Below are 26174 nucleotides of genomic sequence, written 5' to 3'. Positions count from 1 at the left end.
CGGCGTCCCGGCTTCAGCTCAGCGTCTTCAGCGCGGCCGCGTCGTACGGCTTCAGTTCGTCGGTCCTCCCCGCCAGGACCTTGGCGGCCCACTGCGGGTCCTGGAGCAGGGCGCGGCCGACGGCGACGAGGTCGAACTCGTCGCGCTCCAGGCGGTCGAGGAGGTTGTCGAGGTTGCCGAGTCCGGCGCCCTTGCCCGCGAAGGCGTGGAGGAAGTCGCCGTCGAGGCCGACCGAGCCGACGGTGATCGTGGGCCGGCCGGTGAGCTTCTTGGTCCACCCGGCCAGGTTCAGGTCCGAGCCCTCGAACTCCGGGAGCCAGTAGCGGCGGGTGGAGGCGTGGAAGGCGTCGACACCGGCCGAGGCGAGCGGGGCCAGGATCGCCTCCAGCTCCTGCGGGGTCTCGGCGAGGCGCGCGTCGTAGGCCTCCTGCTTCCACTGCGAGTAGCGGAAGATCACCGGGAAGCCGGGTGAGACGGCGGCGCGGACCGCGGCCACGATCTCGGCCGCGAACCTCGTACGGGACACGGGGTCGCCGCCGTAGGCGTCGGTACGGCGGTTCGTCCGCTCCCACAGGAACTGGTCGACGAGGTAGCCGTGGGCGCCGTGCAGTTCGACGCCGTCGAATCCGATGCGCTCGGCGGCCGCGGCGGCCTCAGCGAAGGCGCCGACGACGTCGTCCAGGTCGCTCCGGGTCATCACCCTGCCCGTGCCCTCGGTGCCGTCGACGCGGATGCCGGAAGGACCCACGGCGGGGGCGTCGGGGTAGGGCGCCTGCCCCTGCTCGCGCACCATGCCGATGTGCCAGAGCTGCGGCACGATCGTCCCGCCCGCCGCGTGCACGTCCTCGGCTGCCTTCGCCCACCCGGCCAGCTGCTCCTCGCCGTGGAACCGCGGCACGCGGTCGCTCTGCCCCGCCGACTCGTGGCCGACGTAGGTCCCCTCGGTGACGATCAGGCCCACGCCGGCGGCGGCGCGGCGGGCGTAGTACGAGCGCACGTCCTCACCGGGAACGCCGCCGGGGGAGAACATGCGGGTCATCGGCGCCATCACGATGCGGTTCGGGACGGTCAGGCCGTTCAGCGCGACGGGCCGGGACAGGATCTCGGCCGCGCGGGAGGCGGGGGACGCGGTGACGGTCACGGGAACGCTCCTCAATGACTACTGCTTGACAAGCTTGATGTTTGAGAACCTCATGCAACAGGAGGACGGTAGAACCCGATATTTGAGATCGTCAAGTTTCTCCGGATAGGGTGGCCCCATGGCAGAAGCTCCCCGCACGGAGGCACCCGGCGTCGGCACCGACCGGCTCATGGAGCTGCTCTCGGTGTCGCTCGGCGTCTACTACGGCGACTTCACCCTCGCGGCGGCGAGCGAGAACCTCACCGCGAGCCAGGGCAGGACGCTGGCCGTGCTGCGCCGGGGACCGGCCGCGATGCGCGCCCTGGCCGAGACCATGACCTGCGACGCCTCCAACATCACCGGGATCATCGACCGCCTGGAGAAGCGCGGCCTGGTGCGCCGCGAGCCCGACGCGTCCGACCGGCGCGTCAAGAACGTCGTCCTCACGGCCGAGGGCGAGCGGGTCACCGACGCGATCCGCGCGAGGATGCGCACCACGCGGGACGGCCTGGACAGGCTCGGAGACCAGGACCGGGACCGCCTGTGCGCCCTGCTGGAGCGAGTCTTCGTGTCCGAGCCCGCCGGCTGACCGGGGCGGCCCGCGGCGGCGCACCGCACGGCGTGCGGAGACCGGTCCCGCGGGGAGACCGAGAGCCTTGCGCGTGCGTCCCCGAGCAGGATGAGAACGGTGACGCAGGGCAAGAGGACACCGTGGTAGCGAACACCCTCCGGACGCGCCGGAGCACCCCGGGCCATCGTGCCGCCGAGTCGCTGAGGACGGTGGGCTCGGCGCTGCGCGGCACCGCCGTGCGCCTCTGGCACGACAACATCGCCGACTACGCGGCGGCTCTCACGTACTACGCGGTGCTGGCCCTCGTGCCCGCCCTGCTCGTCTCGGTCTCCCTGGTGGGGCTGGCCGGGGGCGACACCCGTGAGCGCCTGATCCTCGACCTGACCTCCTACGCCCCTCCCCAATCGGCCCAGGTGCTCCGCGAGGCGCTGGAGGGCCTCACCTCGACGCCCTCCTCCCTGTGGGCACTGCTCGTCAGCGGGATCCTGAGCGCCCTGTGGTCGGCCTCCAGCTACCTGGCGGTCTTCCGGCGCGCCCTGCACACGATGTACCGGATGCCCGACACCCGGCCGCCCCTGCGCGCGGCGCACATCCTCGTCCTCACCGCTTGTGCGTTGTTGGCCCTGCTCGTCGCGGGTGCCGCGAGCCTCGTCGCGACCGGACCCGTGGCCCGCCGGCTCGCGGCGGCCGCCGGCCATCCGGACACGGACGTCGTGGCCGTCCTGCGGTGGCCGGTGCTCCTGACGATCGTCACGGCCCTCATCCTCATCCTCTACCGCACCGGCCCCGCCTGGGTCCGCGGAAGGCGCCGGGGGTTCTCGGGCGGTGTCCTGGCCGCGGTCCTCTGGCTCGGCGCCTCGGTCGCCTTCACCCTCTACACGCAGTTCGGAACCTACAACCGCCTCTACGGATCGCTGGCGGGGATCGTCGTCTTCCTCGTCTGGCTGTGGTTCACCAACCTCGCCCTGCTCACCGGCGCCCAGTTCAACGCGGTGCTCGCACGCACGGAGGGTCGACACCGCGACACACCATGAGAGACGCTACCCCCGGACACCCAACACCGAATGACCGAGGGTGAGTTGGGATGCGACACGACGGATTGCGCGGATGACGGCGCCCGACTGGATCATGCCGGTCCTCGTAGGCGCCTTCCTGGCGTTCTCGTACCGCGTCGTGCGCAGGTCATGGGCGTCTGCGTGTCGCCCCGGGGCGCCCTGGTGCTCACCGCCTTCGGTGACGACACGCGGCCGGAAGGCCGCCAGTTCCACCTGCCGCCGGGTGCCCACTGCCCGTTCTGCCTGGTGGAGGAGCAGGTGAGGGACTTCCTCGGCCCGGAGGACCCGCTGGTGCACGAGTACCGCGCCCACCTCGCGCACGGCAGCAGCCGTCACCTGCTCATCAGGCGCGCCTCCCCGGCGGAACGGTGGACGGGCCGGCTGCGCGACCGCGCCCACTACCGGATTCCGGCCCCGGCCCTGCGCCCGTCCTGCCCGGTCCACGGGCCCCTGCTGAACGCGGCCCGCCAGGAGGACCGTCTCCTCGTTCAGGAGCCGGAACCGGAGGGGGGCGCGGCGGCCGTACGAACGCGAGGCCGCTCCCGTGCCGGCCGCGGCGTCAGGCGGGGCGCGGCTTCCTGAGGGGAGCTCCCGCCGCGTGGAGGCTGGCGAGGGTCTGCCGGTAGGACTCGACCAGGCTGGTCTCCAGGTAGCCGACCCCGACCTCCTGGCAGTACCCGCGGACGATGGTCTGGGCCCTGGACAGGTGCGGGCTGGGCATGCTCGGGAAGAGGTGGTGCTCGATCTGGTAGTTGAGACCGCCCAGAACGACGTCGGTGAGGCGGCCTCCGCGCACGTTGCGGGAGGTCAGGACCTGGCGCCTCAGGAAGTCGGGCCGGTCGGCGCCGCTCAGGATCGGCATGCCCTTGTGGTTCGGGGCGAAGATCGAGCCGAGGTAGACGCCGAAGAGACACTGGTGCACGAGCAGGAACACGACCGCCTTGCCGGGCGGGAGCACCAGGAACAGCGCGCCGAGGTAGACGGCGAAGTGCGCGGCGATCAGGGCGCCTTCCCACACGCGGTGCTTGAGCGAACGGTCGAACAGCGACCTCACTCCGGACACGTGCAGGTTGAACCCCTCCAGCGTGAGCAGGGGGAAGAACAGCAACGCCTGCGAGCGGCCGAGCAGCCGGGGCAGTCCCCTGGCCGCACGGGCCTGATCCTGCGTCCAGACGAAGACGTCCGGGTCGAGATCGGGGTCGAGGTCCTCGTGGTTGGGGTTGGCGTGGTGCCGGGTGTGTTTGTCCTGCCACCAGCCGTACCCCATGCCGATGGCGAGGTTCCCGGCGATGCGCCCGGACGCCTCGCTGGCCTTGCGCAGCCGGAAGACCTGCCGATGGGCGAGGTCGTGCGCGAGCAGCGCCACCTGGCCGAACACGAAGGCGAGGAAGCCGGCCGTCAGGAGCGTCCACCAACTGTCGCCGACCAGGACGAAGGCCGTCCACCCGGCGGCGTACAGGGTTGTCACGACCGTGATGCGCAGTGCGTAGTACCCGGGGCGCCGGGCCATGAGCCCGGCCTCCTGGATCCTGCGGGAGAGCCGGGCGAAATCGCTTCCCGCGTCCTTCCGTACAGGAGGGGGGCGGACCGTCTGTGAGGGGTTCATGACCAGAAGTTACTTTCCGTGATCGCGGAACGGTGGGCGCGCCGAACCGGATTCGCGCTCCACCCGATGCGGGTGGAGTTCCCGTATTGCGTGTACCCGGGATGCCGGACTTCACGTGCCCCACGGCCCGGCCCTTTCGCATCGAAGGCGTTCCGCCGGGGCGGCGCACCCACGAAGGCATTCGCCGCGGCTCCTCCTGCCGGGATGCCGGAGGGCCGGGGGCGGGTCGGGCCGGCGGTCGGAACGCGGCCGAAGACGCCCCCGGGGCCGAGGACAGGCTCCCGACCGGTACGTTCCGCGGGCCGATCGTCGAGGCGAACAGCTTCCGCACGGTGTGTACGGACGCGTCCGTGGACCGCTCGTACACCGCCGTCGGATGCCCGTCGAAGCCGAGCGGCCTCCGCGCGCCCTCCCGGCGCCCGACCGAGCGCACCCACGCCCCGGAAGAGGGCGTCGGCCCGGTCCTGTCGATCGTCGGCTCCGTCGCGCGCCCACGGCGCGACGGCGAACGCGGAGGGCGGCCCGACGGTCCGGGTGCGCTTCGACGCGTGACGCCGGAGGCGAGCGGGCGTCGCGCCCGGGGCTGCCGGAGGGGTACGACGACGCCGTCTCCCCGTCGTTCAGTACCGTACGGAGCGACCGTCTCCGTACCGTGCGGAGCGCCGGAAGGGGGACTCGCGATGGCCGACCTGAGACTGGGACCGCTCCTGCGGCACGTGGACTGGGAGACGGGCACGAGCGCGACGGTATGGGTCGAGACCGACCGGGCGTGCACGGCGGAGGTCCGGTGCGAGGGCGGCGCCGGGGGTTCGGCCCCGACGTTCCGCGTCGCCGGCCACCACTACGCCCTCGTGGTGGTGACCGGGCTCGCCCCCGGCTCCACCACGGCGTACGAGGTGCTGCTCGACGGCGAGCGGGTGTGGCCCCTCGCGGACTCGTCCCGGCCGCCCAGCACCATCCGCACGCCCCCGGTCCCGGCGACGGGCGCGGTGGTCGCCTTCGGTTCGTGCCGGTGGGCGGCGCCCGCCGTGGACGAGCACGATCCGGTGGGCCCCGACGTCCTCGACACCCTCTCCGCCCGGCTCGCCGCCGACCCGGAGGCCGAACGCCCGGACGTCCTCCTCCTCCTCGGCGACCAGGTGTACGCGGACGAGACGTCCGCCGACACCCGCGACTGGATCGCCCGGCACCGGCGGGCCGCCGGCACCGGTTCCGCCGCCCCGCCGGACCAGGTCGCCGACTACGAGGAGTACACCCACCTCTACGACGAATCCTGGGGCGACCCCGAACTGCGCTGGCTGCTGTCGACCGTGCCCAGCTGCATGATCTTCGACGACCACGACGTCATCGACGACTGGAACACCAGCGCCGCCTGGGTGGCCGACATGCGGGCGACGCCCTGGTGGCACGAGCGGATCACCGGCGGTCTGATGACGTACTGGGTCTACCAGCACCTCGGGAACCTCTCCCCCGCCGAGCTCGCCGAGGACGAGCTGTACGCGGCGGTGCTGGCGGCCGACGACGGCACGGAGGTGCTGCGCGCGTTCGCCGAACGCGCCGACGCCGACCCGACGGCGGTGCGCTGGAGCTACCGCAGGGACTTCGGCCGCACCCGGCTGCTGATGGTCGACACCCGTGCCGCGCGGGTGCTCGAGGAGCAGCGGCGGGCGATGCTGGACGCCGAGGAGGAGGCCTGGCTGCGGAAGCAGGCGTTCGACGACCCGGGCGGCGTCGACCACCTGCTGATCGGGACCTCGCTCCCGTGGCTGCTGCCCCCGATGGTCCACTTCGCGGAGGGCTGGCACGCGGCGCTCTGCCGGGGCGAACGCGGCCCGCGCTGGGCGCGCTTCGGCGAGTGGCTGCGCCGGCGGGCGGACCTGGAGCACTGGGCGGCGTTCGCCTCGTCGTTCGAGGAGCTGACGGAGACGGTCGCCGAGGTGGGGAGGGGCGACGCCGCCCCGGCGACGGTGTGCGTGCTCTCGGGAGACGTGCACCACGGGTACGTGGCGGAGCCCGTCTGGGCCACCGGGCGGCAGCCGCGTTCCCGCGTCTTCCAGTTCACCTGCTCACCGCTGCACAACTCGGTCCCCGTGGCCATGCGGGTCGGGTTCCGTTTCGGCTGGAGCCGGTTCGCCAGGGGAATCGGGCACCTCCTGGCCCGCCACGGACGGATCGCGAGACCGACGGTCAGCTGGGAGCACACCGACGGACCGTGGTTCGGCAACCAGTTGATGACGCTGACCCTGCGCGGACGTACGGCGCGGCTGCGGCTGGAGAAGGCCTCGGCGGACGCGGAACGGGGACGCCGGGGGACGGACCGCGCGGGGGCGCGGCTCACGGGCGTCCTCGACCGGATTCTGACGGACGGGAGTTGAGGCCCGCGTCGGGCGGTCCGCCCCTGGCCGCGCCATCGACGCCCGGGCCGAGAAGGGCACGGCGGACTTCCGGACGGGACGTCTGTGGGCTCGCGGGCGGTCCGGTTCGCGAAATCGGGTGGGGGCGGTCCGGGGACGGAGCGGCAGCGGTCCGGAAGGGTCGCCGGGAAGCAAGGCCGCCCCGCGCGTCCGGCGCGACCCGGACCTGCCCGACGGCCGCCCCGCCGTGCGCACCCGTCCGGCCCACTGTGATGGCGGGGTGATCGGGACCGGGTGAGGGTGGAGTGCGACGTCCGCGTCGGTCCTGCCTCCCCACCGCTCAGAAGGAGCACCATCATGTCCGAACGCCACACGCTGATTCGCAGCCTGCACGACGTGGGTCTGGCCGCCTGGTTCGGCGGCTCGCTGATGGGTGCGGTCGGCCTCAACGGCGCGGCCGTGGACGAGGGCGGCACACAGGTGGCCACGGACCGGATCGCCTCCGCCGGCTGGGCGAAGTGGACGCCGGTCAGTGCCGCCGCCATCGGGGCGCACCTGTTCGGCAGCGGAGGGCTGCTGGTCGTGAACGCCCACCGCGTCGCCACCCAGCAGGGCGTCGCCGCCTCCACCGCGGCGAAGACCGTCGTCACCGCGGCGGCCCTGGCCGCCACCGCCTACGCCCGCGTACTGGGCAAGAAGGTCGAGCTGGCCTCCTCCTCCGACCCGGAGGACGCCGAGAAGGCGAGGAAGCACCCCGTCGACCTGGACAAGGCCCGGCGTCAGTTGGCCTGTGCCCAGTGGGCGGTGCCGGCGCTCACGGGGTGCCTGGTGGTGCTCAACGCGCTGCACGGCGAGCAGCAGCGACCCTCCGAACAGGCGTACGGCATGTGGCAGCGCGCCGCGTCCCTCTCCCAGCACCTGCCCTCCGGCGTCGGCCGCCACCTGTCGCACTGACTCCGGTCGGCATCCGGACCACCACACCCGTAGGGGTCGGACGGAAAGCGATCACGCACGTGGAGCACCTGACCGTATCGAACCGGCCGGCCCGGCCGGTGGTGGTCGTCACCGGGGCGTCCAGCGGCATCGGCCGCGGGGTGGCGTGTGCCCTCGCCGCCCGCGGGGCCGACGTCGTGCTGGCGGCCCGCACCGAGCGGACCCTCACCGCGGTCGCCCGGGAGTGCGAGCGGCGAGGGGGAAGGGCGCTGGTCGTCCCGACCGACGTCGGCGACGAAGCGGCCGTCCAGGCCCTGGTCCGACGCGCCGTCGGAAGGTTCGGGCGCATCGACGCCTGGGTGAACGCCGCGGCCGTGTGGAGCTACGGCCTGTTCGAGGACACTCCCGGCCCCGTGTTCCGGCGGATCGTGGACACCACGCTGTTCGGCCAGGTCCACGCGGCCCGGGCTGTGCTGCCGCAGTTCAGGTCCCAGGGCCGTGGGGTGCTCATCAACGTCGGTTCCCTGTACGGACGGCTCTCGTCCCCCTACGTCGCACCGTACGCCACCGCGAAATGGGGCCTGCTCGGCTTCTCCGAGGTGCTGCGCCAGGAACTGCGCGACGCCCCCGGCATCGCCGTGTGCACCGTTCTGCCGGGCGCGGTCGACACGCCGATCTACCGTCACGCCGCGAACTACACCGGCCGTCGGATCCGGCCGCTGCCCCCCGTGACGTCCCCGGAACGGGTGGTGGCCGCGGTGGTGCGCGCCGTCGACCGTCCCCGGCGCGAGATCGTCGTCGGACGAACACAGCGCGTCGGCGTCTGGGTGGACCGTCTCGCGCCCGGCCTGTACGACCGACTCATCGGCCCCGTGGTGAACACGTTCGCCGTACGGGGCGCCCCCGCACCCCCGCACGACGGCACCGTGTTCGTCCCCGATCCCCTGCCGGGCACCGTCGACGACGGATGGCGCCGGCACGACCACCGCCTCGCCGGCGGGACCCTGACGGCGACCGCGGGCCTGGCGGCACTCGCGATCGCGGTGAGGGCCCTCGGCCGGCGACGGTGACGAACGGCCCGCCCTCCCCCTGCGGACACGCGGGCCCGCTTCCCGAGCAGGACCGGGGCCCCCGGAGGTCAGGCCATGTCGGAGCCCCTCAGCAGGAGCTGCGTCACGGCCGTGCCCGCCACCACGATTGCCGCCCGGAACGGCCATCGGCCACCGGCCGCCGACGGCAGCGCCGTGCCCGCGACCGCGACCGCCCCGGCCGTCACCGCCAGGATCCAGCCCGAGGCGCCCACCGCTCCGGGGGGTCCCACGACGACCACCGCCACGGCCGCCAGCATCACGAACGGTGCCGTCCACCGGCAGGCCGCGCGGCCGAGCCGTTGCGGCAGCCCGCTCACGCCGGTCGCGAGGTCGTCCTCGATGTCCGGCAGGACGTTGACCACGTGCGCCCCCACGCCCAGCAACGTCCCCGCCGTCACGGCCCACCAGGCGGGCCAGGACTGCGACGGCGGACCGAGGGTGACGAAGGCGGGCAGCGAGCCGAACCCCACGGCGTAGGGCAGCGGTGAGAGCACCGTGCGTTTGAGTCCCAGGTTGTAGGCCCAGCCCGCCGCCACGCCTCCCAGGTGCACCGCTCCCGCGGCCGTCCCGCTCAGCAGCGACAGCGGCACGCACAGCCCCAGGGCCGCCCCGGCCGCCACGGCCACGGCCCCGGGGGGAAGCTCGCCCGTGACCACCGGCTTGTCGCGGCGCCCGCAGGCCGTGTCACGCCGCGCGTCGGCCGCGTCGTTGCACCAGCCGACCGAGAGCTGACCGGCCAGTACCGCCCCGGCCACCAGCGCCGCCCCCGCCGCGCCCCGGCCCCCCGCCACGGCCAGCGCGGTCACGAACACGGTCACGGCGAGCGCCGGCTCCAGATGGCAGGAGCGCAGCAGCGCCGGGACGCGGAGCGGCGGGCGCGGAGAAACGCCGGACGGGTGCAAAGACACGTGCGCAAGCTAATCAGGTGTCCGGAACGAGGTAGGCATGACCGCCATGCGTGTCTCCGTGCTCACCGATGACGTCACCTCCCCCTCCGGCGCCCCGCGCCGGCCGACCGCACACGCCGCGGCGACCACGATCGCCGCCGTCCACACCGCGCTGCCGCCGCACCGTTACGCCCAGGACGACCTGACCGAGCCGATCGGCGACCTGTGCCTGGCTCCGGGAGCCGACCGGGCCCTGCTGCGCCGCCTGCACGGGTCCACCGGCGTGCGTACGCGTCATCTGGCCCTGCCGATCGACCAGTACGCCGGCCTCGACGACTTCGGACGGTCCAACGACGCCTGGATCGCGTCCGGACTCGACCTGGGTGAGGAAGCCGTCACCGGCGCGCTGCGGGAAGCGGGGCTCGAACCGGCCGACGTCGACCTGCTGGTGTGCAACTCCGTCACCGGCGTGGCCACCCCTTCGCTCGACGCCCGGCTGGTCGGCCGCCTGGGGTTGCGGCCCGACGTCAAGCGGCTTCCGGTCTTCGGCCTGGGATGCGTGGCGGGCGCCGCCGGTCTCGCCCGGGTGCACGACTACCTGCGCGGGCATCCGGACGACACCGCCGTGCTGCTCACCGTCGAACTGTGCTCGCTGACGCTGCAGCGGCGCGACGACTCCCGCGCCAACCTCGTCGCCGGCGCCCTGTTCGGCGACGGCGCGGCGGCGGTCGTCGCGCGCGGCGGCGCGGCCGCGGAACGGGACGGAGACGGAGGCGGACCGACGGTGGTCGCCACGCGCAGCCATCTCTACCCGGGGACCGAGCACCTCATGGGCTGGGACATCGGGGCCGGAGGGTTCCGCGTCGTGATCGACGCGGGCATCCCCCGTGTCGTACGGGACCACCTCGGACAGCCCCTGCGGGCCTTCCTGGCGGACCACGGCCTCACCACCGACGACATCGGAACCTGGGTGTGCCATCCGGGCGGCCCCAAGGTGATGTCCGCCGTGACCGACGCCCTCGGCCTGCCCGATGACGCCCTGGACGGCGCGCGGCGGTCGCTGGCGGCCCTGGGGAACATGTCCTCGGTCTCCGTGCTGCACGTCCTGCAGAGCCACCGCGGCCCCGAGCGGCCCGAGCCCGGTACGTGGGGGCTGCTGATGGCGATGGGTCCCGGCTTCTGCTCCGAGTTCGTCCTGCTGCGCTGGTGAGGGGTCTTCATGTTCTGGTACGCGCTCCTCGTCCTCGGCGTGGCCGCCGAACGCGTCGTCGAGCTGGTCGTGGCCCGGCGCAACACGGCCCGGGTCCTCGCCCGGACCGGTGTCGAGCACGGTCGCGGCCACTACCCGGTCATGGTCGTCCTGCACACGGCCCTGCTGGTCTGCTGTCTCCTCGAACCCGTCCTGGCCCGCCGGCCGTTCCTGCCCGCCCTGGCCTGGCCAATGCTGTCGCTGGTCCTCCTGGCCCAGGTGCTGCGCTGGTGGTGCGTCACCGCACTCGGGCCGTACTGGAACACGCGCGTCATCGTCGTCCCCGGGACGCGCCCGATCCGCACCGGCCCCTACCGCTTCGCACGTCACCCCAACTACGCCGCCGTCGTGGTGGAGGTCGCCGCCCTGCCCCTGGTGCACTCCTCGTGGCTGACCGCGGCGGTGTTCAGCACGGCCAACGCGGCACTGCTCACGGTCCGCCTCCGGTGCGAGAACGCGGCCCTCGCCCGGGCGGTGCCCGCGTGAGCCGCGAACACGACCTGGTCATCGTCGGAGGCGGTCCCGCCGGCCTGGCGACGGCCCTGTACGCCGCGCGCGCCGGTTTCGACGCCGTCGTGGCCGAGCCGCGCCGCGCACCGGTCGACAAGGCGTGCGGCGAGGGCCTGATGCCCGGTGCCGTCCGGGCCCTCGCCTCGCTCGGTCTGGAGGTCCCGGGCCATCCGATCACGGGCATCCGCTACGTGCAGGGGCCCCGCCGGGTCCAGGCCGCGTTCCGGAACGGCCCCGGCCTGGGCGTACGGCGTACCGCCCTGCACGACGTCCTCCACGGGGCCGTCCTCGCCGCGGGCGTTCCCGTACTGCCCCTGCGGATCGGAGAAGTGCGGCAGGACGCCACCGGCGTGTCCCTGCCCGGTGCCGGTCTGCGCGCCAAGTGGCTGGTCGCCGCCGACGGCCTGCACTCACCGGTGCGCCGCTCCCTCGGACTCTGCGCCGGTTCCCGCCGAAGACCCCGGTACGGGTTGCGGCGTCATTACGCCGTGCCCCCGTGGTCCCCGTACGTCGAGGTGCACTGCGGACGGGACGGCGAGGCGTACGTGACCCCGCTCGGACCCCGGCTCGTCGGCGTCGCCCTGCTGACGGACCGGCGGGCCCCTTTCGGCGCCCAACTGGAACGGTTCCCCGAACTGGCCGCCCGTCTCCCCGCGGGGAGGGCCGTCACCGCGGTGCGGGGCGCGGGACCCCTGCGCCAGAAGGCGCGCACCCGGCTCCACGGGCGGGTGCTCCTCGTGGGCGACGCCGCCGGATACGTCGACGCGCTGACCGGCGAGGGCGTCTCCCTGGCCCTCGCGGGTGCCGGGGCCCTGGTCGGCAACGTGCGCCGCGGCACTCCGGAGCGCTACGAGGGCGACTGGAACCGCGCGACCCGCGGCCACCGGCTCCTGACGGAACTCCTGGTGCGGGTGCGGCAGCAGCGGGCGCTCGCGCCGCTCGTCGTGCCCGCGGCCGAGCGCCTGCCGCGTGTCTTCGCGGCGGCGGTGAACGCCCTGGCGTGAGGTTTCACCGCCGCGCGGGGAGCGGTCCGACGGCGTCGGTGGGGCGCCTCAGATCTCGACGACGATCTTCCCGGAGGTGTGGCCTTCCCGGCTGAGGTCGAAGGCCGCTCCGAGCTCGGAGAGCGGGAAGGTCGCGGCGACGTCGACCGTGATCTTTCCCCCGTCCACGAGCTGCCCCAGGGCCCCGAGGTCCTCGCCGCTCGGCCGGACCCACATCCACTGGCCGCCCGCGCCGAGGACGGCGTCGTCGGCGATGGAGGCGTGCCGCCCGCCCTCGGCCAGGACGGCCAGGGTGGTGTCGAGCACCCCGCCCACGAAGTCGGCGACGACGGTGACCCCGTCCGGGGCCAGGGCGCGGACGCGATCGGCCAGACCGTCGCCGTACGAAACGGGCTCGCAGCCGAATCCGCGCAACCGGTCGTGGTTGCGCGGGGAGGCGGTGCCGATGACCCGCGCGCCGAGCGCCCGGGCGAGCTGGACGCCGAAGGACCCGACGCCACCGGACGCGCCGTGCACGAGGACGGTGTCGTCGGCGCCCGTTCCCAGCCGGGTGAGGAGCTGATAGGCGGTCAGGCCGGCCAGCGGCAGTCCGGCGGCCTGTGCCCAGTTCAGCGAGGCGGGCTTGGCCGCGAGGACGCGCACGGGCACGCTGACGTACTCCGCGAAGGTGCCGCCGTGCACGTAGTCCTTGCGGGCGTAGGCCATCACCTCGTCACCGACCGCGAACTCGGGCACGTCGATGCCGACCCGCTCGACGGTGCCGCTGACGTCCCACCCCGGGACCACCGGATGGACGACGTCCATCAGGCCGTCGAGCCCGCCCGCCATGATCTTCCAGTCGACCGGGTTGACCGAGGCGCACCGGACCTTGACGAGGACCTCGCCGGGAGCGACCTTCGGCAGCGGCAGCCGGGTCTCGCGGAGCACCTCCGTCCCGCCGTAGGTCTCGTACGTCATCGCCCTCATGGTGGCCTCGGACATCCCTGCGACCCTTCCTGTGCCGTCGGCTGCGTTCCCTCCATCTGAGCACGGCACGACCCGGACACGGCGGGAGACTCGCCCGGGGAGCGGGCGACGACAGAACCAGGGATGACGGGTGCATGACATTGAGTGCTCCCGGGGCGTACCATCGCAAGGCTCGGAGGGGTGATCGACGGTCATGTCCGGCCCCACCGGACGCCCGTGCCACCCCTTCACACCCCGTCCCCACCGGGGCCGGGTCCCCCCACAGACGAAGGAGCAGCAATGCCCCTCGGCACATGGCTCAGGGCGGGCACCTCCGCCGCCGCGCTCGTCCTCGCCGTGGCGGGCGCCGCAGCCGCCGCGCCCGCCCCCGCACCCGAATCCCCCGCCGCGCAGGCGGCGGTGGTGACCCTCCGCTACGACGACAGCCGCGCCGGAGGCTGGGAGGCGGCGATCGCGGCCGGGGTCGCCTCGTGGAACGCGAACGTGAGCAACGTCAAACTGGTGGAGGCGGCCCCCGGCACCGGGGCCGAGATCGTGATCGTCGCCACCACGGGCTGGCCCCAGGCCACGCTCGGCCCCGTCCGTCCGGGCCGTCAGGTCCGCGTCGAACTCGGCAGCCAGGCCGTGAGCCAGGGCTACGACAAGACCCGGATCGCCGCTCACGAACTGGGCCACAGCCTCGGCCTGCCGGACACCAAGCCCGGCCCGTGTTCACAGCTCATGTCGGGGTCGAGCGCCGGGACGGCCTGCACCAACGCCGTCCCGAACGCGACCGAGCGGTCCCGCGTGCAGTCCGCCTACGCCGGCGGCCTCGCCGCACTCGTACCCGCCGACGGCCGGACCCTCGTCGACGCGCCCTGACCGCGTCCCCACGGGTGACCCGGACCCCCGGGTCACCCGTGGGGGTCACACGGCGGGGCGGCGGCCGGTGGTGGAGGCGAAGCCCAGCCAGGTGTGGCGGTTGTTCCACCAGCACCAGCCGACCTTGGGGGCGTCGCGCCGTGCGCGGCCGTCCCGCCCGGTGCCGTTGCTGATCCAGATCGCCGGGGTACGGGCGTCCCAGGAACCGTTCGCCTTGCGCAGCCGGGAACCGATGGTCATGAAGCAGTGGTTGCGGACCAGGACGTCCGGGGTCTGGAGCACCCAGTGCATGCCCTCGGTGAGCAGCAGAGGGGTGCGGCCCTCGGCGGTGAGGGCGGGGAGGGCCTCGTCGGGACTCCAGTTGGACATGCGGTCGCCGCGGTCGACGCCGTCGACGAGGTAGAGGGGTCCGTCGGGCAGCTCGACGGCGGTCGGGGCGAAGAGGTCGACGTCGGGCATGTCGGTGACGACGAAGCCGGGCTGCCCGGCGTGGCGCAGCAGCGGGGCGAGCACCGAGGCGGGGAGGGCGCCGGGGTGGACGGCGAGCAGGGAGCCCCCGGCCTCCCCGGCGGCCTCCGCCGCGAAGGACCGCACCTCTTCGGCGGTCAGTCCGGCGAGTTCGGGTACGCCCAGACCGATCAGCCGGTCCGCCTGGACGTCGAGGGCCGGAAGCGGGGGCAGGGGCGGGGGCGGGGGCGGGGGCGGGGTGGTGTCGGGCACAGTGAGTCCGTTTCGCGGTCGAGGGCTCGGGAGGCCGGGGGCGAGACCGGGGCCGGGGGCGAGACCGGGGCCGGGGGCGAGACCGGGGCCGGGGCCGGCGCCGGGGCCGGGGTACAACGACCACGCCGTAGACCGGGTACCGGTGAGGGGAGACGTCGGCCGCGCCGGTCCGAATCCACGGGCACCCTCCCCTCCTTGCCCGACCCCACAACCCGGCCGGGCACGTCAACGACGTCGGGAAGACCGGGACATGGTCGCGCCCCGGTCTTCCCACGTCCTCCCCCGTTCCCAGGGCCCGGCCGCGACAGCGGCGCCGACGTCGGTGTCTGTACGGCCCTCGTCTCCCCCGTGACCTGGGTGAACGGGTTCGATCATACGGACGGAACGATCACTGGCGAGGGGCATTTCACGCCCTCGACGGGGCCCGGCGCGCCACAAGACCGCCGCGTTGGCCCAGGCTCCCGCTCCGTTGCTCGGCGTCGCCCTCGCCGCACGCCGGTGGCACTGAGCGCCAAGGGCCCGCCGGTGGGGGAAAGACCGGCGGGCCCCTGAACAGTTGGAGCGGTCCCATGCGCTCACCGCGCGCTTGCCCCCGATCCCCCCACCCATGCGCGCCCTGTTCCGAAAAATTCGGGCGGCGACCGCAAGGAGCACGCCTCACCCCCGCTACGTCAACCTTGGTTGACACACCCGCCTTGTCAACGTAAGTTGACGTCATGAGTGATGCGACCGATCTCGCCGAGCGGGCGGGTGACCGCGATCCACGGGTTGGACTGCGTGCCGTCTCCGCGCTGCGGCGTCTCCTCGAACAGTTGGAAGCCGTTCAGGTGCGCAGCGCGCGTGCCCAAGGCTGGTCGTGGCAGGAGATCGCGGCCGAACTGGGCGTCAGCCGTCAGGCCGTCCACAAGAAGCACGGGAGGCATTGATGTTCGAGAGGTTCACCAAGGGTGCCCGGGCGGCGGTGACCGGGGCGGTGGCGGTGGCCGAGCGCGAAGGCGCGTCCGCGGTCACGGAGGAGCACCTCCTGCTGGCGCTGCTCGACGCGGAGGACACCAGAGCGGCCTTCGTCCTGCGGGCCCTGGGGACGACGGAGCGGCGCGCGTCGCTGGAGGCCGCGCTCGCGGCGGCCCGCCGCCGGGGCGGACTCTCGGCGGTCGAGGTGGACGCGCTGGCGGACCTCGGCATCGACGTGACGCGGATCGTCGCGCGGGTCGAGGAGACGCACGGCACGGGCGCACTCGCCGCCGGGCCCGACGCCCGGGGCCGGGGCGCGAAGCGGCGGCCCTTCACCCGGGAGAGCAAAAAGGTCCTCGAGCAGTCGCTGCGCGTCTGCCTGGGCCGGCGCGAGAAGGCGATCGGCGACGAGCACCTGCTCCTGGCCCTGACGGCCCGCCCCGGAGTCGTGTCCGAGACCCTGGCGGACCACGGGGTCACCTACACGGCGGTGGAGCACGCGCTCGGCCGGGCGCAGAGCTGAGGGACAGAGCAGGCGCCGGTGACAGTGACAGTGCCGGTCGGGATTGTCAGTGCCCCTGCCTAGCATGGTGATCATGACGAAGACGCGGGCGGGGGCGGCAGGGGAACTGCTGCGCGAGCTGGTCGGGGCCGGTCGGAATCCGGAAAGAACGGGCCCGCCGAGTGGTGCCGCGCTGCGGGCGGTGGAGCGGGCGCGGCCCGCGCGCTCGGTGGCGGCCGAGGTCGCCGCTGCGGGCGGGGTCGATGAAGAGACGGCTGCCCGTCTCAGGTAATTGACGGGGCGTCACCTCGGGGCGGATGCGGCCCGCTGGTGCGGGCTGCACGACGCGCTGGTCGGGTACCGCGGCGGTCTGCCCGAGCTGCTCGCCACGCCGCCGGTCCCGCCGGTGGCCGGCGACACGCTCCGTCCGCCCGCGCCCCGCAGTGTCCACCGCACGCTCGGCCTGCTCCTCACGCACGCGGATCCGCGGCACGCCGCAGCCGCGTTCGCCGCCCTCCCCGAGCGGGTGACGACGGAGCTGCTCGCCGGCGGGAGCCCTCCGGCGCCCGCTCTCGTCGCCGCCGTCGTCGACCACGGCGACACCCGCACCCGGGCGGCCCTGGCCCGTCATCCCCGGCTCGACAGCCGGGTCCTCGCGCGGTTGGTCGCGGTCGGCGACCCCCGGGTCTCGGCGGCCGCCTATCGCAATCCGCGCGCCACCCAGTCCCTGCGCCGCACCGTCGTGGAGCGGTTCGACGCCGTTCCGCTCGACGACGCGCTGCGCGCCGAGCTGACGGCGCCGCACGGCCGGGTCCCGCGCACCTGGGTCGCTCCGCTGCTCGGCTCGGGCGACCCGCGGCTCGTCCTGCCGGCGCTCCGGTGGGGCGTGCGCCAGGTCGCCCAGCAGTACGCCCTGTCGAAAATCTGGGAGCGGAGCGGCCCGGACGCCGTCCGCGCCCTGCTCGACGATCCCGCCGCGGCCGCCTGGTTGAGCCGGGCCGTCGTGGACACGGTCACCGAGGCCCTGGCCGCCCCGGACGGCGACGGGTCGCTCCGACTGCGCGCGCAGGGCGAGCCGTACGAGGACCCCTCCCGGCTGCCCGCGCTGCTCGCCACCGCCCGGGGCACCAGCACCCTGCGCGACCTGCTGTCGGAGCCGTACGCCCATGATCTCGACGCCCTCGCCGCGGCCCATGCCGCGACCCCGTTCATGCCCAAGGCCTGCGAGGAGCTGGCCCGCCACGAGACGGCGAGCGACGCGCAGCGCCACGCGTTCCGGCTGAGCGCCCTCAACGAGCCGTGGCGGGCCGGGGGCCGTCGCGCGGGGAACACCGCCCCACCCGCGCGTCGCCTCGCGGAGGAGGAGCTCGACGACAGCGCCGCCGTCTGGGCGGAGGGCATGGCGGCGGCCGGGCTCCTCGATCCGGTCGAGCTGGTCGGCACCGCGCGCCCCGCCGCCCACGCCCTGGCCGCGCTCGCCCGTCTCGCCGATCGGGACCTGCTGGGCACGGCGGCGGTCGCCGCGCTGCACGCGTCGACGGCGGCCCATCTGGGGGAACGGGAGGAGGCCTGGGCGGCGTTCGACGACCTGCTGCCCGAGTACGGGGGGAAGGCCCCGGCCGGGGCCGCCGCCGAGGCCGAACCGTCGACCGGGGCCGGGTCGCCCGTCCGGGGCGAGCCGTCGATCGCGGCCGACGTCGAGCCCGTGCAGCCGGTCTCGGAAGCCGCGCCCCGGCGCGCCCTCCACCGACATGAACGCGTGCACGCTCTGGCCGCGCTCGACCTGCTGTACTCCCTCGCTCCGGACGGTGCGCCCCGGCCGGACGATCCCGAGGTACTGCGCGCGCTGGCCGTGTACGAGCCGGCGACCGCGCCCGGCCTCGCCACCCCGCACTGGTTCGCCGTCGCCTGCGCCGCCCACGGCGTCCCCGCGTCCGAGGACGGCTTCGCGTATGAGGCGCCCAGCCTCGCGCAGGTGTGCGCGCGGCTCCCCGAGACGTACGGTTCCGGCGCCCAGCACATCGAAAACGCTTACGCACAGGGTGTGTTGCCCGCCGAGGAGCTGCTCGCCCTGCTGCCCGCGCGGCGCCTGCTCCTGCTGCCCCACGACTGGGGGCGGCTCGCGTTCGCCGACGCGTGGCGGGCCGCGCTCGCCCGTCGGCTGCGTACCGAACTCGGCGCCGACCCCGACGCCTGGCTCCGCCTGGCCGCGACCGTGGCGGCGTCCGAAGCCGCCTCGGAGGGGTCGACCTGGGAACAGCTCCTGGAGCGCGTACGGTCCGGGGCCGTTCCGGCGGCGAGCACGGAAACGTCCCTCGGCAGGGCGAGACCGGGCACCCCCGACGAGGCGATCGGACTGCTGGAGCGCGGCGACCATCTGTGGGGCTGGCCGGAGGGCACCCTGCTCTGCCTCGCCGACGCCGAGGCGGTCGAGGCCGTACTGCCCCGGCTCGGCCCCGACGGGCCCTGGCTGCTCGCCGCGTACCTGCTGCGCCACGACCGCACGCCGCTCGCGGTCCTCGACCGGCTGCTCGCGGGCCGCGACCGCGACGCGCTGCGCGTCCTCGCGGCCCAGTCCCGCTGGATGAAGCGGAGCGGCGCGGTGGGGCGCCTCGTCGACCTCGACGACCCCGAGGTCGACCTCGCCCTGCTGCGGCACTGGCTTCCCCGGTCCGTCGTCCACCGGATCGTCGCCCGGTCGCGGCCCGGCGCCGGACGGCCGTCCCTGGGCGCCCGGGTGCTGGCCGACTGGCGCGCCGGGGGCTCCGCGTGGCCGGCCGGCGGTGCGACGTGGCTGTGCTCGGCCGAACCGGACCTCGTGGAGGAGTTGCTCGAACGGGAGGGCTCGCGGTTTCCCCTCGGGCACCAACTGCTCGGCTGTCTGAGGCTGTTCGAGCACGGCGGTGCCGACCGGCTGGCGCGGCTAGCGGGGCGGGACGTGCTGGGTCGCTCCGCCGCCACCGTGTGCGCGAAGGCCCTGACGTCCGCCGATCCCGCCGCCGTCCTCCGCGCCCGTCTCGACCGCGAACTGGCGCCGGAGAAGCTCGTCCGGAAGCTGCGGCGCGCCCGGCACGCCCCGCATGCGCGTGATCTCGTCGAGTCCCTCCCGCCGGGCGAGTCCGTGGACTGGGTCGCCCTCGAAGCCGTCCACGCCCGGGAGCCGATCCCGTACTGGCAGGACGTCGTCGGCATGGACGGCGTCCCCGAGGACGTACGGCTGCGGCATGCGGCGCTGCTGCCCGAGCCGGGCCCCGACGGCCTGCCCGGCGGTGCGCGGCTCACCCGGGAGCGGGCCCGGTACGGTCTCGGCGGTCTGTTCCACTGTGCACCGTCCACCCAGGTGGACGGGCTGCTCGCGGCGGGGCTCCTCACCGGTGCGGACCTGGTGCGGCTCGCGGCCCCGGCCGCGCGGCTGCTCGCCTACCTGGGCGCCGCCGCCCGCCGTACGGACGCCCCGCCCGGGGCCGCCGAGGCCAGCGCCCTTCTCGCGGACCTCGTACGGTCCGGGCTCGGCACGGACGCGGCGGCCTGGCGCCGGGTCGTCGAGCGGCTGATCGGCCTCGACGCGGACTGGGATCCGGTCTCGACGGTGGAGGCGCTGCTCGTCGGCCGGTGATCCGGGTCGGAGGGGAGCCGGCGGTACGCGGCGGCTTCGCCGGGGGGGGGCCGTCGGCGAAGCCGCCCGCGGACACCGGTCAACGCTGATCGTCCTGTTGGCCTGGCGCGGCCGTGCGGTCGAGGAGCCGGCGCTGGGAGCCGGTGAGCCGGAGGTCCGCCGCGGCGAGGTTCTCCTCCAGATGGGCGAGCGAGGCGGTTCCGGGGATCGGCAGGACGACCGGGGAACGGGCGAGCAGCCAGGCGAGCAGGACCTGGGGCTCGGTGACACCGAGTTCGGCGGCGACGGTGGCGAGGGCGGAGGACCGGTCGGCTTCGGCTGCCGCGGCGACGGGTCGCCAGGGAAGGAAGGCGATGCCGGCGGCCTCGCACGCCTCCAGAACCGACTCGTGTTCTCGGTCGAAGAGGTTGTAGCGGTTCTGCACGCTCGCGATCGCGGTGCTCTGCCGGGCCTCGGCGAGCTGCGCGGCGGTGACCTCGGACAGCCCGATGTGCCCGATCTTCCCTTCCCGTCGGAGTTCGCCGAGGGCACCGACCTGTTCGGCGACCGGAATCTTCGGATCGATCCGGTGCAGTTGCAGGAGGCCGACGCGTTCGGTCCGGAGTCGGCGCAGGCCCCGCTCGACCTGCGCGCGCAGGCTCTCCGGCCGTGCGTCGTACGCCCATCCTTCCGGCCCGGACCGGACGACCCCGACCTTGGTGGTGATCAGCAGCCCTTCCGGGTACGGGTGGAGGGCCTCGGCCAGGAGTTCCTCGTTGGCGCCCCATCCGTACAGGTGGGCGGTGTCGATCAGGGTGACCCCCCGTTCGACGGCGCGCCTGGCGACCGCGAGGGCGGCTTCCCGTCCGGGACCGGGCTCGGTCGGCAGGCGCATGGCGCCGAATCCGAGCCGACCCACCCGGTATTCGCCCCCGACGGAGAACGTGCTCGTCGCGCTCGCCGTGTCCGGTGTATCCGGCGTGTTCGTCGCGCCTGAAGTCATCGGTCTCCCCCTCGTCGGCCCGGTGGTGCCCGGGCCTGCCTCGCGCGGTCTCGAACACGATGCCGTGAAGGGCTTCCGTCCGGATTACTGTGCCGGCCTCATCGGGCGAGTCGGCCCCGCGCCTCGGAGGGCTCGGCGTTTCGGCCAACTCCTTACCGACTCCGCTCCTTGTGACGCACCGGTGGATGCGGTTCACACGTTCGCACAGGCCTGGCGTCGCAAGGCCCGGAGTTCGGCCGAAACACAAGCGTTCGACTTCCGACAGGGGTCGTTAGGCCTCACGACACAGCCGTGACGACCACCAAGGGGAACCACGTTGACCTCGGCCCGTACACCCGAACCGACCGACACGGACCCGCCGGCGGAAGCAGTCCCTCGCGTCGTCCAGGAAGGCACCCACGACCGGCTCGCCCGAGAGCCGGGCCCCGTGCCCCCGTCCCACGCCCGGATCCGCGGCCTCCTCTCCGACTACCTCGGCCACCACCCCGGCGAACGCGACGCCCTCGCCGGGTTGTCGGCAGCCCTCGACGCCACCACCGACGCCACCGACCGCTCCACTCTGCCCGGCCACGTCACGTGCAGCGGAGTCGTCCTCGACGCCGACGGCCGTGTCCTGCACATCCGCCACCGGGCGACCCGCCTGCTGCTTCCGCCCGGGGGCCACGTCGAAGCCGGTGACGACACGCTGCTGGGCGCCGCGCTGCGAGAGGTCGAGGAGGAGACCGGGATCCCGCCCTCGGACCTCGTCCTGGTACCGGAGTTCGGACGCGCACCGATCGACATCGACGTCCACACCATCGACGCGGACCCGGTGAAGGGCGAACCCGCGCACGAGCACTACGACTTCCGCTTCGTCTTCCGTCTGGCGGGCAGCCCCGCCCTGACTCTTCGGCAGGAGGAGGTCACCGGGTTCGCCTGGCTGCCGCAGGACGAGGTCGGGCCGCAGACCCTGCGCGCGAAGCTCCGCGCGGCCGCATTGGACGGCGCGGTCACCCCGGTGAACGCCTCGGCGGTCATCCACGACGGCCACGGCCGGTACCTGCTGCACCTTCGGGACGCGAACAAGCCGGAGATCTGGGCGCCGGGCTGCTGGGACGTGCTCGGCGGCGGCCGGGAGCCCGGCGACACCACCCTCCGCGACACGATCGTCCGCGAACTGCGCGAGGAGGCCGGCCTGGAACCGGACGACTTGGAGCCGTACAGGGTCGAGCACGTCATCGGTACCGACGGGACCCGCGTGCCGATCCAGCTCTTCACCGGCCGGTGGAACGGCGATCCTTCCACGCTCACGCTGACGGAAGGGCAACTGCTCGCGTGGATCCGACCCGATCAGCTGCCCCGTCTGACCATGCTGCCCACCACCCGTGAGCTCATCGAGCGGCACGCCGCCGCGCATCCCACGCCCGCCGCCGGAGTCGGAGTCGGAGTCGGAGCCGGCGAACGTACAGCGGGACCCGCTGCCGCGAGCATTCCGTCCGGGACCGTACCGCACGTCGTCGGCGTCCACCTCCACCTGGAGCGCGACGGCAAGGTCCTGCTGGGGCTGCGGCACCCGGACTCGGCGTACGCGGGGAGGACGTGGCACGCCCTCGCCGGACACCTGGAGGCGGAGGCGGCGACCGCCGGTCTTGCGCGCGAGGCCTACGAGGAGGCCGGACTGGTCATCGATCCGGCCGACCTCGAACTCGTCCACACCGTGCACACGGTGGACCGGCCGGGAGCCCGGCCGAGGATGCAGCTCTTCTTCCGGCCCCGCCACTGGGAGGGCGTCCCCGAGGTGCGCGAACCCGACCGGTGCCTCGGCTGGGACTGGTTCTCCGCCAAGGACCTGCCGGAGCCGATCGTGCCCTACACCCGTCTCGCGATCGAGGGCGTCCGGGCCGGCCGCTCCTACAGCGAGCTGGGGTGGCCCGGGTGAACGACTTCGCGGCGGTCGCCGCCGCCTACGTCACGACACGGTGGCCCGCCGCGTCCTGGAGGAGGCGCCGGCACCGGCGTGGGCGGCCTCGGCCGCCCGGGCTCGCCCGCGACTTCCGGCGCTCGCCGGTCCCCTTGCCCTCGTCATTCAGAGGAGACCCCCCCCCACCGTGAAACCCTCGCTCCTGCCCTCCCTGCTGGGAGTGTTCGCGCATCCCGACGACGAGAGCCTCCTGGCCGGCGGCGTGCTCGCCCAGCACCACGCCGCCGGCGCCCGTACGTCCGTCGTCACCGCCACCTGGGCGCCGGACAGCCGCCGTGCGCCCGAACTCACCGACGCCCTCGCCGTCCTGGGTGCCGCTCCCCCGCGCCTGCTCGGCTACGGCGACGCCCGCGACCCGGAGTCGGCTCCCGGCGAGCCCCGGCTCGTCGACGCGCCCCTCGACGAGGCCGTCGGCCGTCTCGTCGCGCACATCCGCGCCTTCCGGCCCGAGGTCGTCGTCGGACACGACGCGCTGGGGCAGCTGACCGGCCACCCGGACCACCGGCGTACCCACCAGATCACCCTGCTCGCCGTCGAAGCCGCCGGTCTGGCCCATCTGTACCCCGAGGCCGGCGACCCCTGGCAGCCGACGGCCCTGTACGCGGCCACGCACTCGAAATCCGGGGTGGGCAGGCTGGGAGCGCTGTTGACGGGTGTCGGGAAGACCGTTCTGGCCGTGCCGGACACGTACGTGAGCACCGTCGTCGACGTCAGTCCGTGGGCCGAGGTGAAGTGGGCGGCGATCCTCGCCCACCGCGGCGAGGTCGCGCGTGAGCGGCCCCTGCCCGGTCTCCTCGCCCGCCTGCCGGAAGACGAACGGGACGAGATCATCCGCACCGAATCCTTCACTCGGCTCACCCCGGGCCCCGTGCCGGGCGACCCGCACCGGCTGACCGCCTGACAGGCCCGCGCGTCTCGGCGTCCCGGGCCGTACGTCGGCGCGTCGCCGAGCCGTCCGACGCCAAGGAGATCCATGAGCCACACACGTCGGTCCTTCGACCCGCCCCGGTCACAGGGAGCCCCGGGCCCGGCCGGGTCCCGGTCGAGTTCTTCGCCAGAGGGGTCGCGATCCGTGGGGCGTCGGGGTCCGTCGGCTCGCACTGTCGGAAAGCGAATCGTCACGCCGGTCCTTTCCCCTCTACGACCGTTCTGTTCGGGGAGCTTCGGCCGAGGCGCGGGAGGGAGCCATCCGGAGGAGGATCAGGACGGCGGCGAGCGCGCACAGGCCGGCGCAGATCCAGAAGACGCTGCGGTAGCCCGCCCGCGCGGCGACCACGCCGGTGAGCGCGCCGGCCATCAGCTGGGCCACCGGGAAAGTGGACGAGTAGAGCGCGGACACGGTGCCGGCGCCGCCGGGGACCTCCTGCTGCACCAGCACCATCGGAATGCTCGCGATCACCGCGATCCACAGGGCGTTGGGGAGTTGGAGGACGATCAGCACCGGCGCCGTTCCGGCCATCGGGAGCAGACAGAAGAAGAGGGCCGCGAGGAGCACGGCGACCGCCACGACCCACACCTTCCCGACGCGGTCGGCCGCGCGGCCCACCACGATCATCAGGGGGATCTCCAGCGCCGCGCAGACCCCGGCCATCACCCCGACCAAGGACGCCGACAGGTGCAGGTCCTTGGTCACGTACAGGGCGATGGCGATGAGGTACATCTGGTTCGCCACGTTGACCGCCGTGACCGAGCCGAGCAGCAGGCGGCTGCGGCGGGGGACGGCGGCGAGGATCTGACGCATGCCGGACCTGCTCCGACGCTCCTCGGTCCCATGTCCGGGCTCCGACCGAGGCTGCCTGGGCACAGGGGGCAGAGCGGGCAGGAACCACCGGCCGAGCACGGCGGTCACGAGCAGCAGAACCGCCGCGCCCGCGTACACGCGCCCGAAACCGGCGTGTGTCCACAGGAAGAGGCCCACCGGCGGACCGACCACCCACCCGGCGGAGAAGACCGACCGCACCGAGGAACTGAACCGGGTGACCTCGCGACCCGTGGAGTCGGCGAACTCCTTGACGTACGCGAAGAGCTGGGAGATGTACGCCTCGTTGAGGCCGAGGAGTACGGCTCCGGTGACGAACACCAGCGCGTAGTTCCGGGCGCCGGTGAAGACCAGCGCGCCCGCGACCCCTGCGAGGGCGGTCGCGGCGAGCGCGATCCTCCGGTCGGGCAGCCGGTCGGACAGTCGGCCCGTCGCGAGGTTGATGCCGACGCCGATCACGGCGCATCCGGTGAAGTACAGACCGATGAGCCCCGGACCGGCGCCCACGGCGTCCGCGAGGAACAGGCTGAGCGTGGTGCCGAACAGCGACATGGCGAGGGCGTAGCAGCCTGCGGCCATGCCCAGCGAAGCCGTCGTTCGACCGGGCCGACTCGGGGCGGAGGAGGGGACGGTGCTTTCTGAACCCACGGGCCGGCTCGGCCGGCGGAAGCGCGCGGGCTTCATCGGACTCCCTCATCGCTCGGACGGGGCTCGACCGGAGCTCCGATCACCACCCCCGTACCGACGGATGCGAGCATCGGAGGGTCACCGGCCCGGTCTCCGCGGACGACCACCCCGACTCGCCGTCCTCCCGCCGCTTCGTCACGGTGTCGAACTGGTAGCCGTCGGCCGCGGCCACAACTGGACCGGCCCTCTCTCGAACTCGTCCGATCCGAACTGTACGCGCAACGGGCCGGAATCGGCTGGGTGCCGGAATCGGGAAGAGGTTTGCGAGGCTCGGAAGTGATGGCGCGTCAATTCACGTTGGTGCGGTTCGAAATCCTAGGAAGGCCGGACTCCGGACCAGAGGTCGACTTCACACTGCTCCAGGCTGTTGTCCCCTGTTGCGAGCACCCGTCCGGACGCGGTGACCCCGACGGTGTGGAGATACCCGGCCGACACGGCGACCAGGTCGCGCCATCCTTCGACGGCACACTGTCGTCGCCGGTTGCTCTCCGTGGCCAGTGCGGAACCGTTCGACCGGACGCCGACCGAGTGCCAGTCGCCGCACGGGAGGACGGCCATCTCGCGCCAGGACCGCACGTCGCACTGTCCTTCCGAACTCAGGCCGACCGCCAGCACGCGGCCGTTCGCGAGTAGCCCGAGCGTGCGGCGCCAGCCTGCGGCCACGGCCGTGACGCCCCGCCATCCGGTGACGTCGCATTGGCCATCGCCGTTCCACCCCGTCGCAAGCCGCCGGGTGGCGCATGGCGCGGGAGCGATGAGATGCGGACGTCGTCTCCTCCGGGCAGAG

24 protein-coding genes are annotated in these 26174 nt (G+C 73.9%); 16 read left to right on the top strand and 8 right to left on the bottom strand.

The window, feature by feature from the left end; genetic code table 11:
• Positions 1-13: 13 nt before the first annotated feature.
• Entirely contained in the window at positions 14-1141 is a 1128-nt protein-coding gene (locus ACIP5O_RS26065; protein ID WP_401297179.1) for an NADH:flavin oxidoreductase, read from the bottom strand.
• 169 nt (positions 1142-1310) lie between these two features.
• On the opposite strand from ACIP5O_RS26065, the gene ACIP5O_RS26060 reads away from it, so the two are divergent.
• The 3 genes from ACIP5O_RS26060 (at position 1311) to ACIP5O_RS26050 (ending at position 3328) form a co-directional block, all read left to right on the top strand.
• A complete protein-coding gene (locus ACIP5O_RS26060) occupies positions 1311-1709 on the top strand; it encodes a MarR family winged helix-turn-helix transcriptional regulator (RefSeq protein WP_401297374.1) in 399 nt (132 codons plus the stop codon).
• 122 nt (positions 1710-1831) lie between these two features.
• Positions 1832-2725: a YihY/virulence factor BrkB family protein gene (locus tag ACIP5O_RS26055; RefSeq protein WP_401297177.1), complete on the top strand. Its 894-nt coding sequence runs from the start codon at positions 1832-1834 to the stop codon at positions 2723-2725.
• A gap of 150 nt (positions 2726-2875) precedes the next feature.
• Positions 2876-3328 (top strand): hypothetical protein, encoded by a 453-nt coding sequence (locus tag ACIP5O_RS26050; RefSeq protein ID WP_401297175.1) that lies wholly within the window; start codon positions 2876-2878, stop codon positions 3326-3328.
• Here ACIP5O_RS26050 and ACIP5O_RS26045 read toward each other — a convergent pair.
• Entirely contained in the window at positions 3306-4352 is a 1047-nt protein-coding gene (locus tag ACIP5O_RS26045; protein ID WP_401297174.1) for a fatty acid desaturase family protein, read from the bottom strand. The two genes, ACIP5O_RS26050 and ACIP5O_RS26045, sit on opposite strands and share 23 nt — an antisense overlap.
• Positions 4353-5032: 680 nt before the next feature.
• On the opposite strand from ACIP5O_RS26045, the gene ACIP5O_RS26040 reads away from it, so the two are divergent.
• The 3 genes from ACIP5O_RS26040 to ACIP5O_RS26030 all read left to right on the top strand — a co-directional run bounded on the left by ACIP5O_RS26040 (position 5033) and on the right by ACIP5O_RS26030 (position 8709).
• The gene (locus ACIP5O_RS26040; protein WP_401297172.1) at positions 5033-6727 is read left to right on the top strand and encodes an alkaline phosphatase D family protein; all 1695 of its coding nucleotides are present in this window, start codon (positions 5033-5035) and stop codon (positions 6725-6727) included.
• Positions 6728-7063: 336 nt separating this feature from the next.
• The gene (locus ACIP5O_RS26035) at positions 7064-7660 is read left to right on the top strand and encodes a hypothetical protein (RefSeq protein WP_401297171.1); all 597 of its coding nucleotides are present in this window, start codon (positions 7064-7066) and stop codon (positions 7658-7660) included.
• 59 nt (positions 7661-7719) lie between these two features.
• Entirely contained in the window at positions 7720-8709 is a 990-nt protein-coding gene (locus ACIP5O_RS26030; RefSeq protein ID WP_401297169.1) for an SDR family NAD(P)-dependent oxidoreductase, read from the top strand.
• A 68-nt stretch (positions 8710-8777) separates the two neighbouring features.
• Here ACIP5O_RS26030 and ACIP5O_RS26025 read toward each other — a convergent pair whose 3' ends face one another.
• Positions 8778-9638 carry a UbiA family prenyltransferase gene (locus ACIP5O_RS26025; protein WP_401297167.1) on the bottom strand — a complete coding sequence of 287 codons (861 nt, stop codon included), beginning with the start codon at positions 9636-9638 and terminating at the stop codon, positions 8778-8780.
• 37 nt (positions 9639-9675) lie between these two features.
• On the opposite strand from ACIP5O_RS26025, the gene ACIP5O_RS26020 reads away from it, so the two are divergent.
• From ACIP5O_RS26020 to ACIP5O_RS26010, 3 genes are read left to right on the top strand one after another with little or no spacing between them, the layout of a single operon-like run.
• Complete coding sequence (locus tag ACIP5O_RS26020) at positions 9676-10827, top strand: type III polyketide synthase (RefSeq protein ID WP_401297165.1); 1152 nt, start codon at positions 9676-9678, stop codon at positions 10825-10827.
• Positions 10828-10836: 9 nt separating this feature from the next.
• On the top strand, positions 10837-11352 hold the full coding sequence (locus tag ACIP5O_RS26015) for an isoprenylcysteine carboxyl methyltransferase family protein (RefSeq protein WP_401297164.1): 516 nt from the start codon (positions 10837-10839) through the stop codon (positions 11350-11352).
• A complete protein-coding gene (locus ACIP5O_RS26010; RefSeq protein WP_401297162.1) occupies positions 11349-12380 on the top strand; it encodes an NAD(P)/FAD-dependent oxidoreductase in 1032 nt (343 codons plus the stop codon). Before ACIP5O_RS26015 ends, ACIP5O_RS26010 begins: the two co-directional genes overlap by 4 nt.
• Positions 12381-12428: 48 nt before the next feature.
• Here ACIP5O_RS26010 and ACIP5O_RS26005 read toward each other — a convergent pair whose 3' ends face one another.
• Positions 12429-13346: an NADP-dependent oxidoreductase gene (locus ACIP5O_RS26005; RefSeq protein WP_401297372.1), complete on the bottom strand. Its 918-nt coding sequence runs from the start codon at positions 13344-13346 to the stop codon at positions 12429-12431.
• Between the two features lie 279 nt (positions 13347-13625).
• On the opposite strand from ACIP5O_RS26005, the gene ACIP5O_RS26000 reads away from it, so the two are divergent.
• Positions 13626-14207 (top strand): snapalysin family zinc-dependent metalloprotease, encoded by a 582-nt coding sequence (locus ACIP5O_RS26000; RefSeq protein ID WP_401297160.1) that lies wholly within the window; start codon positions 13626-13628, stop codon positions 14205-14207.
• Positions 14208-14252: 45 nt separating this feature from the next.
• On the opposite strand, the gene ACIP5O_RS25995 is transcribed toward ACIP5O_RS26000, so the two are convergent.
• A complete protein-coding gene (locus tag ACIP5O_RS25995; RefSeq protein ID WP_401297158.1) occupies positions 14253-14927 on the bottom strand; it encodes a DUF5701 family protein in 675 nt (224 codons plus the stop codon).
• Between the two features lie 716 nt (positions 14928-15643).
• On the opposite strand from ACIP5O_RS25995, the gene ACIP5O_RS25990 reads away from it, so the two are divergent.
• From ACIP5O_RS25990 to ACIP5O_RS25975, 4 genes are all read left to right on the top strand, one after another.
• Complete coding sequence (locus tag ACIP5O_RS25990) at positions 15644-15853, top strand: helix-turn-helix domain-containing protein (protein ID WP_125660277.1); 210 nt, start codon at positions 15644-15646, stop codon at positions 15851-15853.
• A complete protein-coding gene (locus ACIP5O_RS25985; RefSeq protein ID WP_401297155.1) occupies positions 15853-16404 on the top strand; it encodes a Clp protease N-terminal domain-containing protein in 552 nt (183 codons plus the stop codon). The genes ACIP5O_RS25990 and ACIP5O_RS25985 overlap by 1 nt, the downstream gene beginning before the upstream one ends.
• Positions 16405-16477: 73 nt before the next feature.
• Positions 16478-16675: a hypothetical protein gene (locus ACIP5O_RS25980; RefSeq protein ID WP_401297153.1), complete on the top strand. Its 198-nt coding sequence runs from the start codon at positions 16478-16480 to the stop codon at positions 16673-16675.
• Complete coding sequence (locus tag ACIP5O_RS25975) at positions 16676-19999, top strand: hypothetical protein (protein WP_401297151.1); 3324 nt, start codon at positions 16676-16678, stop codon at positions 19997-19999. It begins immediately after the preceding gene.
• Between the two features lie 79 nt (positions 20000-20078).
• Here ACIP5O_RS25975 and ACIP5O_RS25970 read toward each other — a convergent pair whose 3' ends face one another.
• Complete coding sequence (locus ACIP5O_RS25970) at positions 20079-20981, bottom strand: aldo/keto reductase (protein WP_401297149.1); 903 nt, start codon at positions 20979-20981, stop codon at positions 20079-20081.
• A gap of 427 nt (positions 20982-21408) precedes the next feature.
• Between ACIP5O_RS25970 and ACIP5O_RS25965 the strand changes: the two genes are divergently transcribed.
• Complete coding sequence (locus ACIP5O_RS25965; protein WP_401297147.1) at positions 21409-22899, top strand: NUDIX domain-containing protein; 1491 nt, start codon at positions 21409-21411, stop codon at positions 22897-22899.
• Between the two features lie 169 nt (positions 22900-23068).
• Positions 23069-23842, top strand: a complete 774-nt coding sequence (locus ACIP5O_RS25960; protein WP_401297145.1) for a PIG-L deacetylase family protein — start codon at positions 23069-23071, stop codon at positions 23840-23842.
• Between the two features lie 237 nt (positions 23843-24079).
• On the opposite strand, the gene ACIP5O_RS25955 is transcribed toward ACIP5O_RS25960, so the two are convergent.
• Complete coding sequence (locus tag ACIP5O_RS25955) at positions 24080-25279, bottom strand: sugar efflux transporter (protein WP_401297143.1); 1200 nt, start codon at positions 25277-25279, stop codon at positions 24080-24082.
• 423 nt (positions 25280-25702) lie between these two features.
• A complete protein-coding gene (locus ACIP5O_RS25950) occupies positions 25703-26050 on the bottom strand; it encodes a hypothetical protein (protein WP_401297142.1) in 348 nt (115 codons plus the stop codon).
• Positions 26051-26174 lie beyond the last annotated feature (124 nt).

The sequence above is a fragment of the Streptomyces sp. NPDC088915 genome (assembly GCF_044749825.1).
Taxonomy (GTDB): domain Bacteria; phylum Actinomycetota; class Actinomycetes; order Streptomycetales; family Streptomycetaceae; genus Streptomyces.
The sequence above is the reverse complement of the archived record's forward strand: the minus strand, read 5'-3'. Positions and strand labels throughout refer to the sequence as shown.

Coding starts and splice junctions, on each gene's coding strand:
- ACIP5O_RS26060 (WP_401297374.1), top strand. CDS start 1,311: ATGGAGCTGCTCTCGGTGTCGCTCGGCGTCTACTACGGCGACTTCACC.
- ACIP5O_RS26050 (WP_401297175.1), top strand. CDS start 2,876: ATGGGCGTCTGCGTGTCGCCCCGGGGCGCCCTGGTGCTCACCGCCTTC.
- ACIP5O_RS26045 (WP_401297174.1), bottom strand. CDS start 4,352: ATGAACCCCTCACAGACGGTCCGCCCCCCTCCTGTACGGAAGGACGCG.
- ACIP5O_RS26040 (WP_401297172.1), top strand. CDS start 5,033: ATGGCCGACCTGAGACTGGGACCGCTCCTGCGGCACGTGGACTGGGAG.
- ACIP5O_RS26035 (WP_401297171.1), top strand. CDS start 7,064: ATGTCCGAACGCCACACGCTGATTCGCAGCCTGCACGACGTGGGTCTG.
- ACIP5O_RS26020 (WP_401297165.1), top strand. CDS start 9,676: ATGACCGCCATGCGTGTCTCCGTGCTCACCGATGACGTCACCTCCCCC.
- ACIP5O_RS26015 (WP_401297164.1), top strand. CDS start 10,837: ATGTTCTGGTACGCGCTCCTCGTCCTCGGCGTGGCCGCCGAACGCGTC.
- ACIP5O_RS26005 (WP_401297372.1), bottom strand. CDS start 13,346: ATGAGGGCGATGACGTACGAGACCTACGGCGGGACGGAGGTGCTCCGC.
- ACIP5O_RS26000 (WP_401297160.1), top strand. CDS start 13,626: ATGCCCCTCGGCACATGGCTCAGGGCGGGCACCTCCGCCGCCGCGCTC.
- ACIP5O_RS25990 (WP_125660277.1), top strand. CDS start 15,644: ATGAGTGATGCGACCGATCTCGCCGAGCGGGCGGGTGACCGCGATCCA.
- ACIP5O_RS25985 (WP_401297155.1), top strand. CDS start 15,853: ATGTTCGAGAGGTTCACCAAGGGTGCCCGGGCGGCGGTGACCGGGGCG.
- ACIP5O_RS25980 (WP_401297153.1), top strand. CDS start 16,478: ATGACGAAGACGCGGGCGGGGGCGGCAGGGGAACTGCTGCGCGAGCTG.
- ACIP5O_RS25970 (WP_401297149.1), bottom strand. CDS start 20,981: ATGACTTCAGGCGCGACGAACACGCCGGATACACCGGACACGGCGAGC.
- ACIP5O_RS25955 (WP_401297143.1), bottom strand. CDS start 25,279: ATGGCCGCAGGCTGCTACGCCCTCGCCATGTCGCTGTTCGGCACCACG.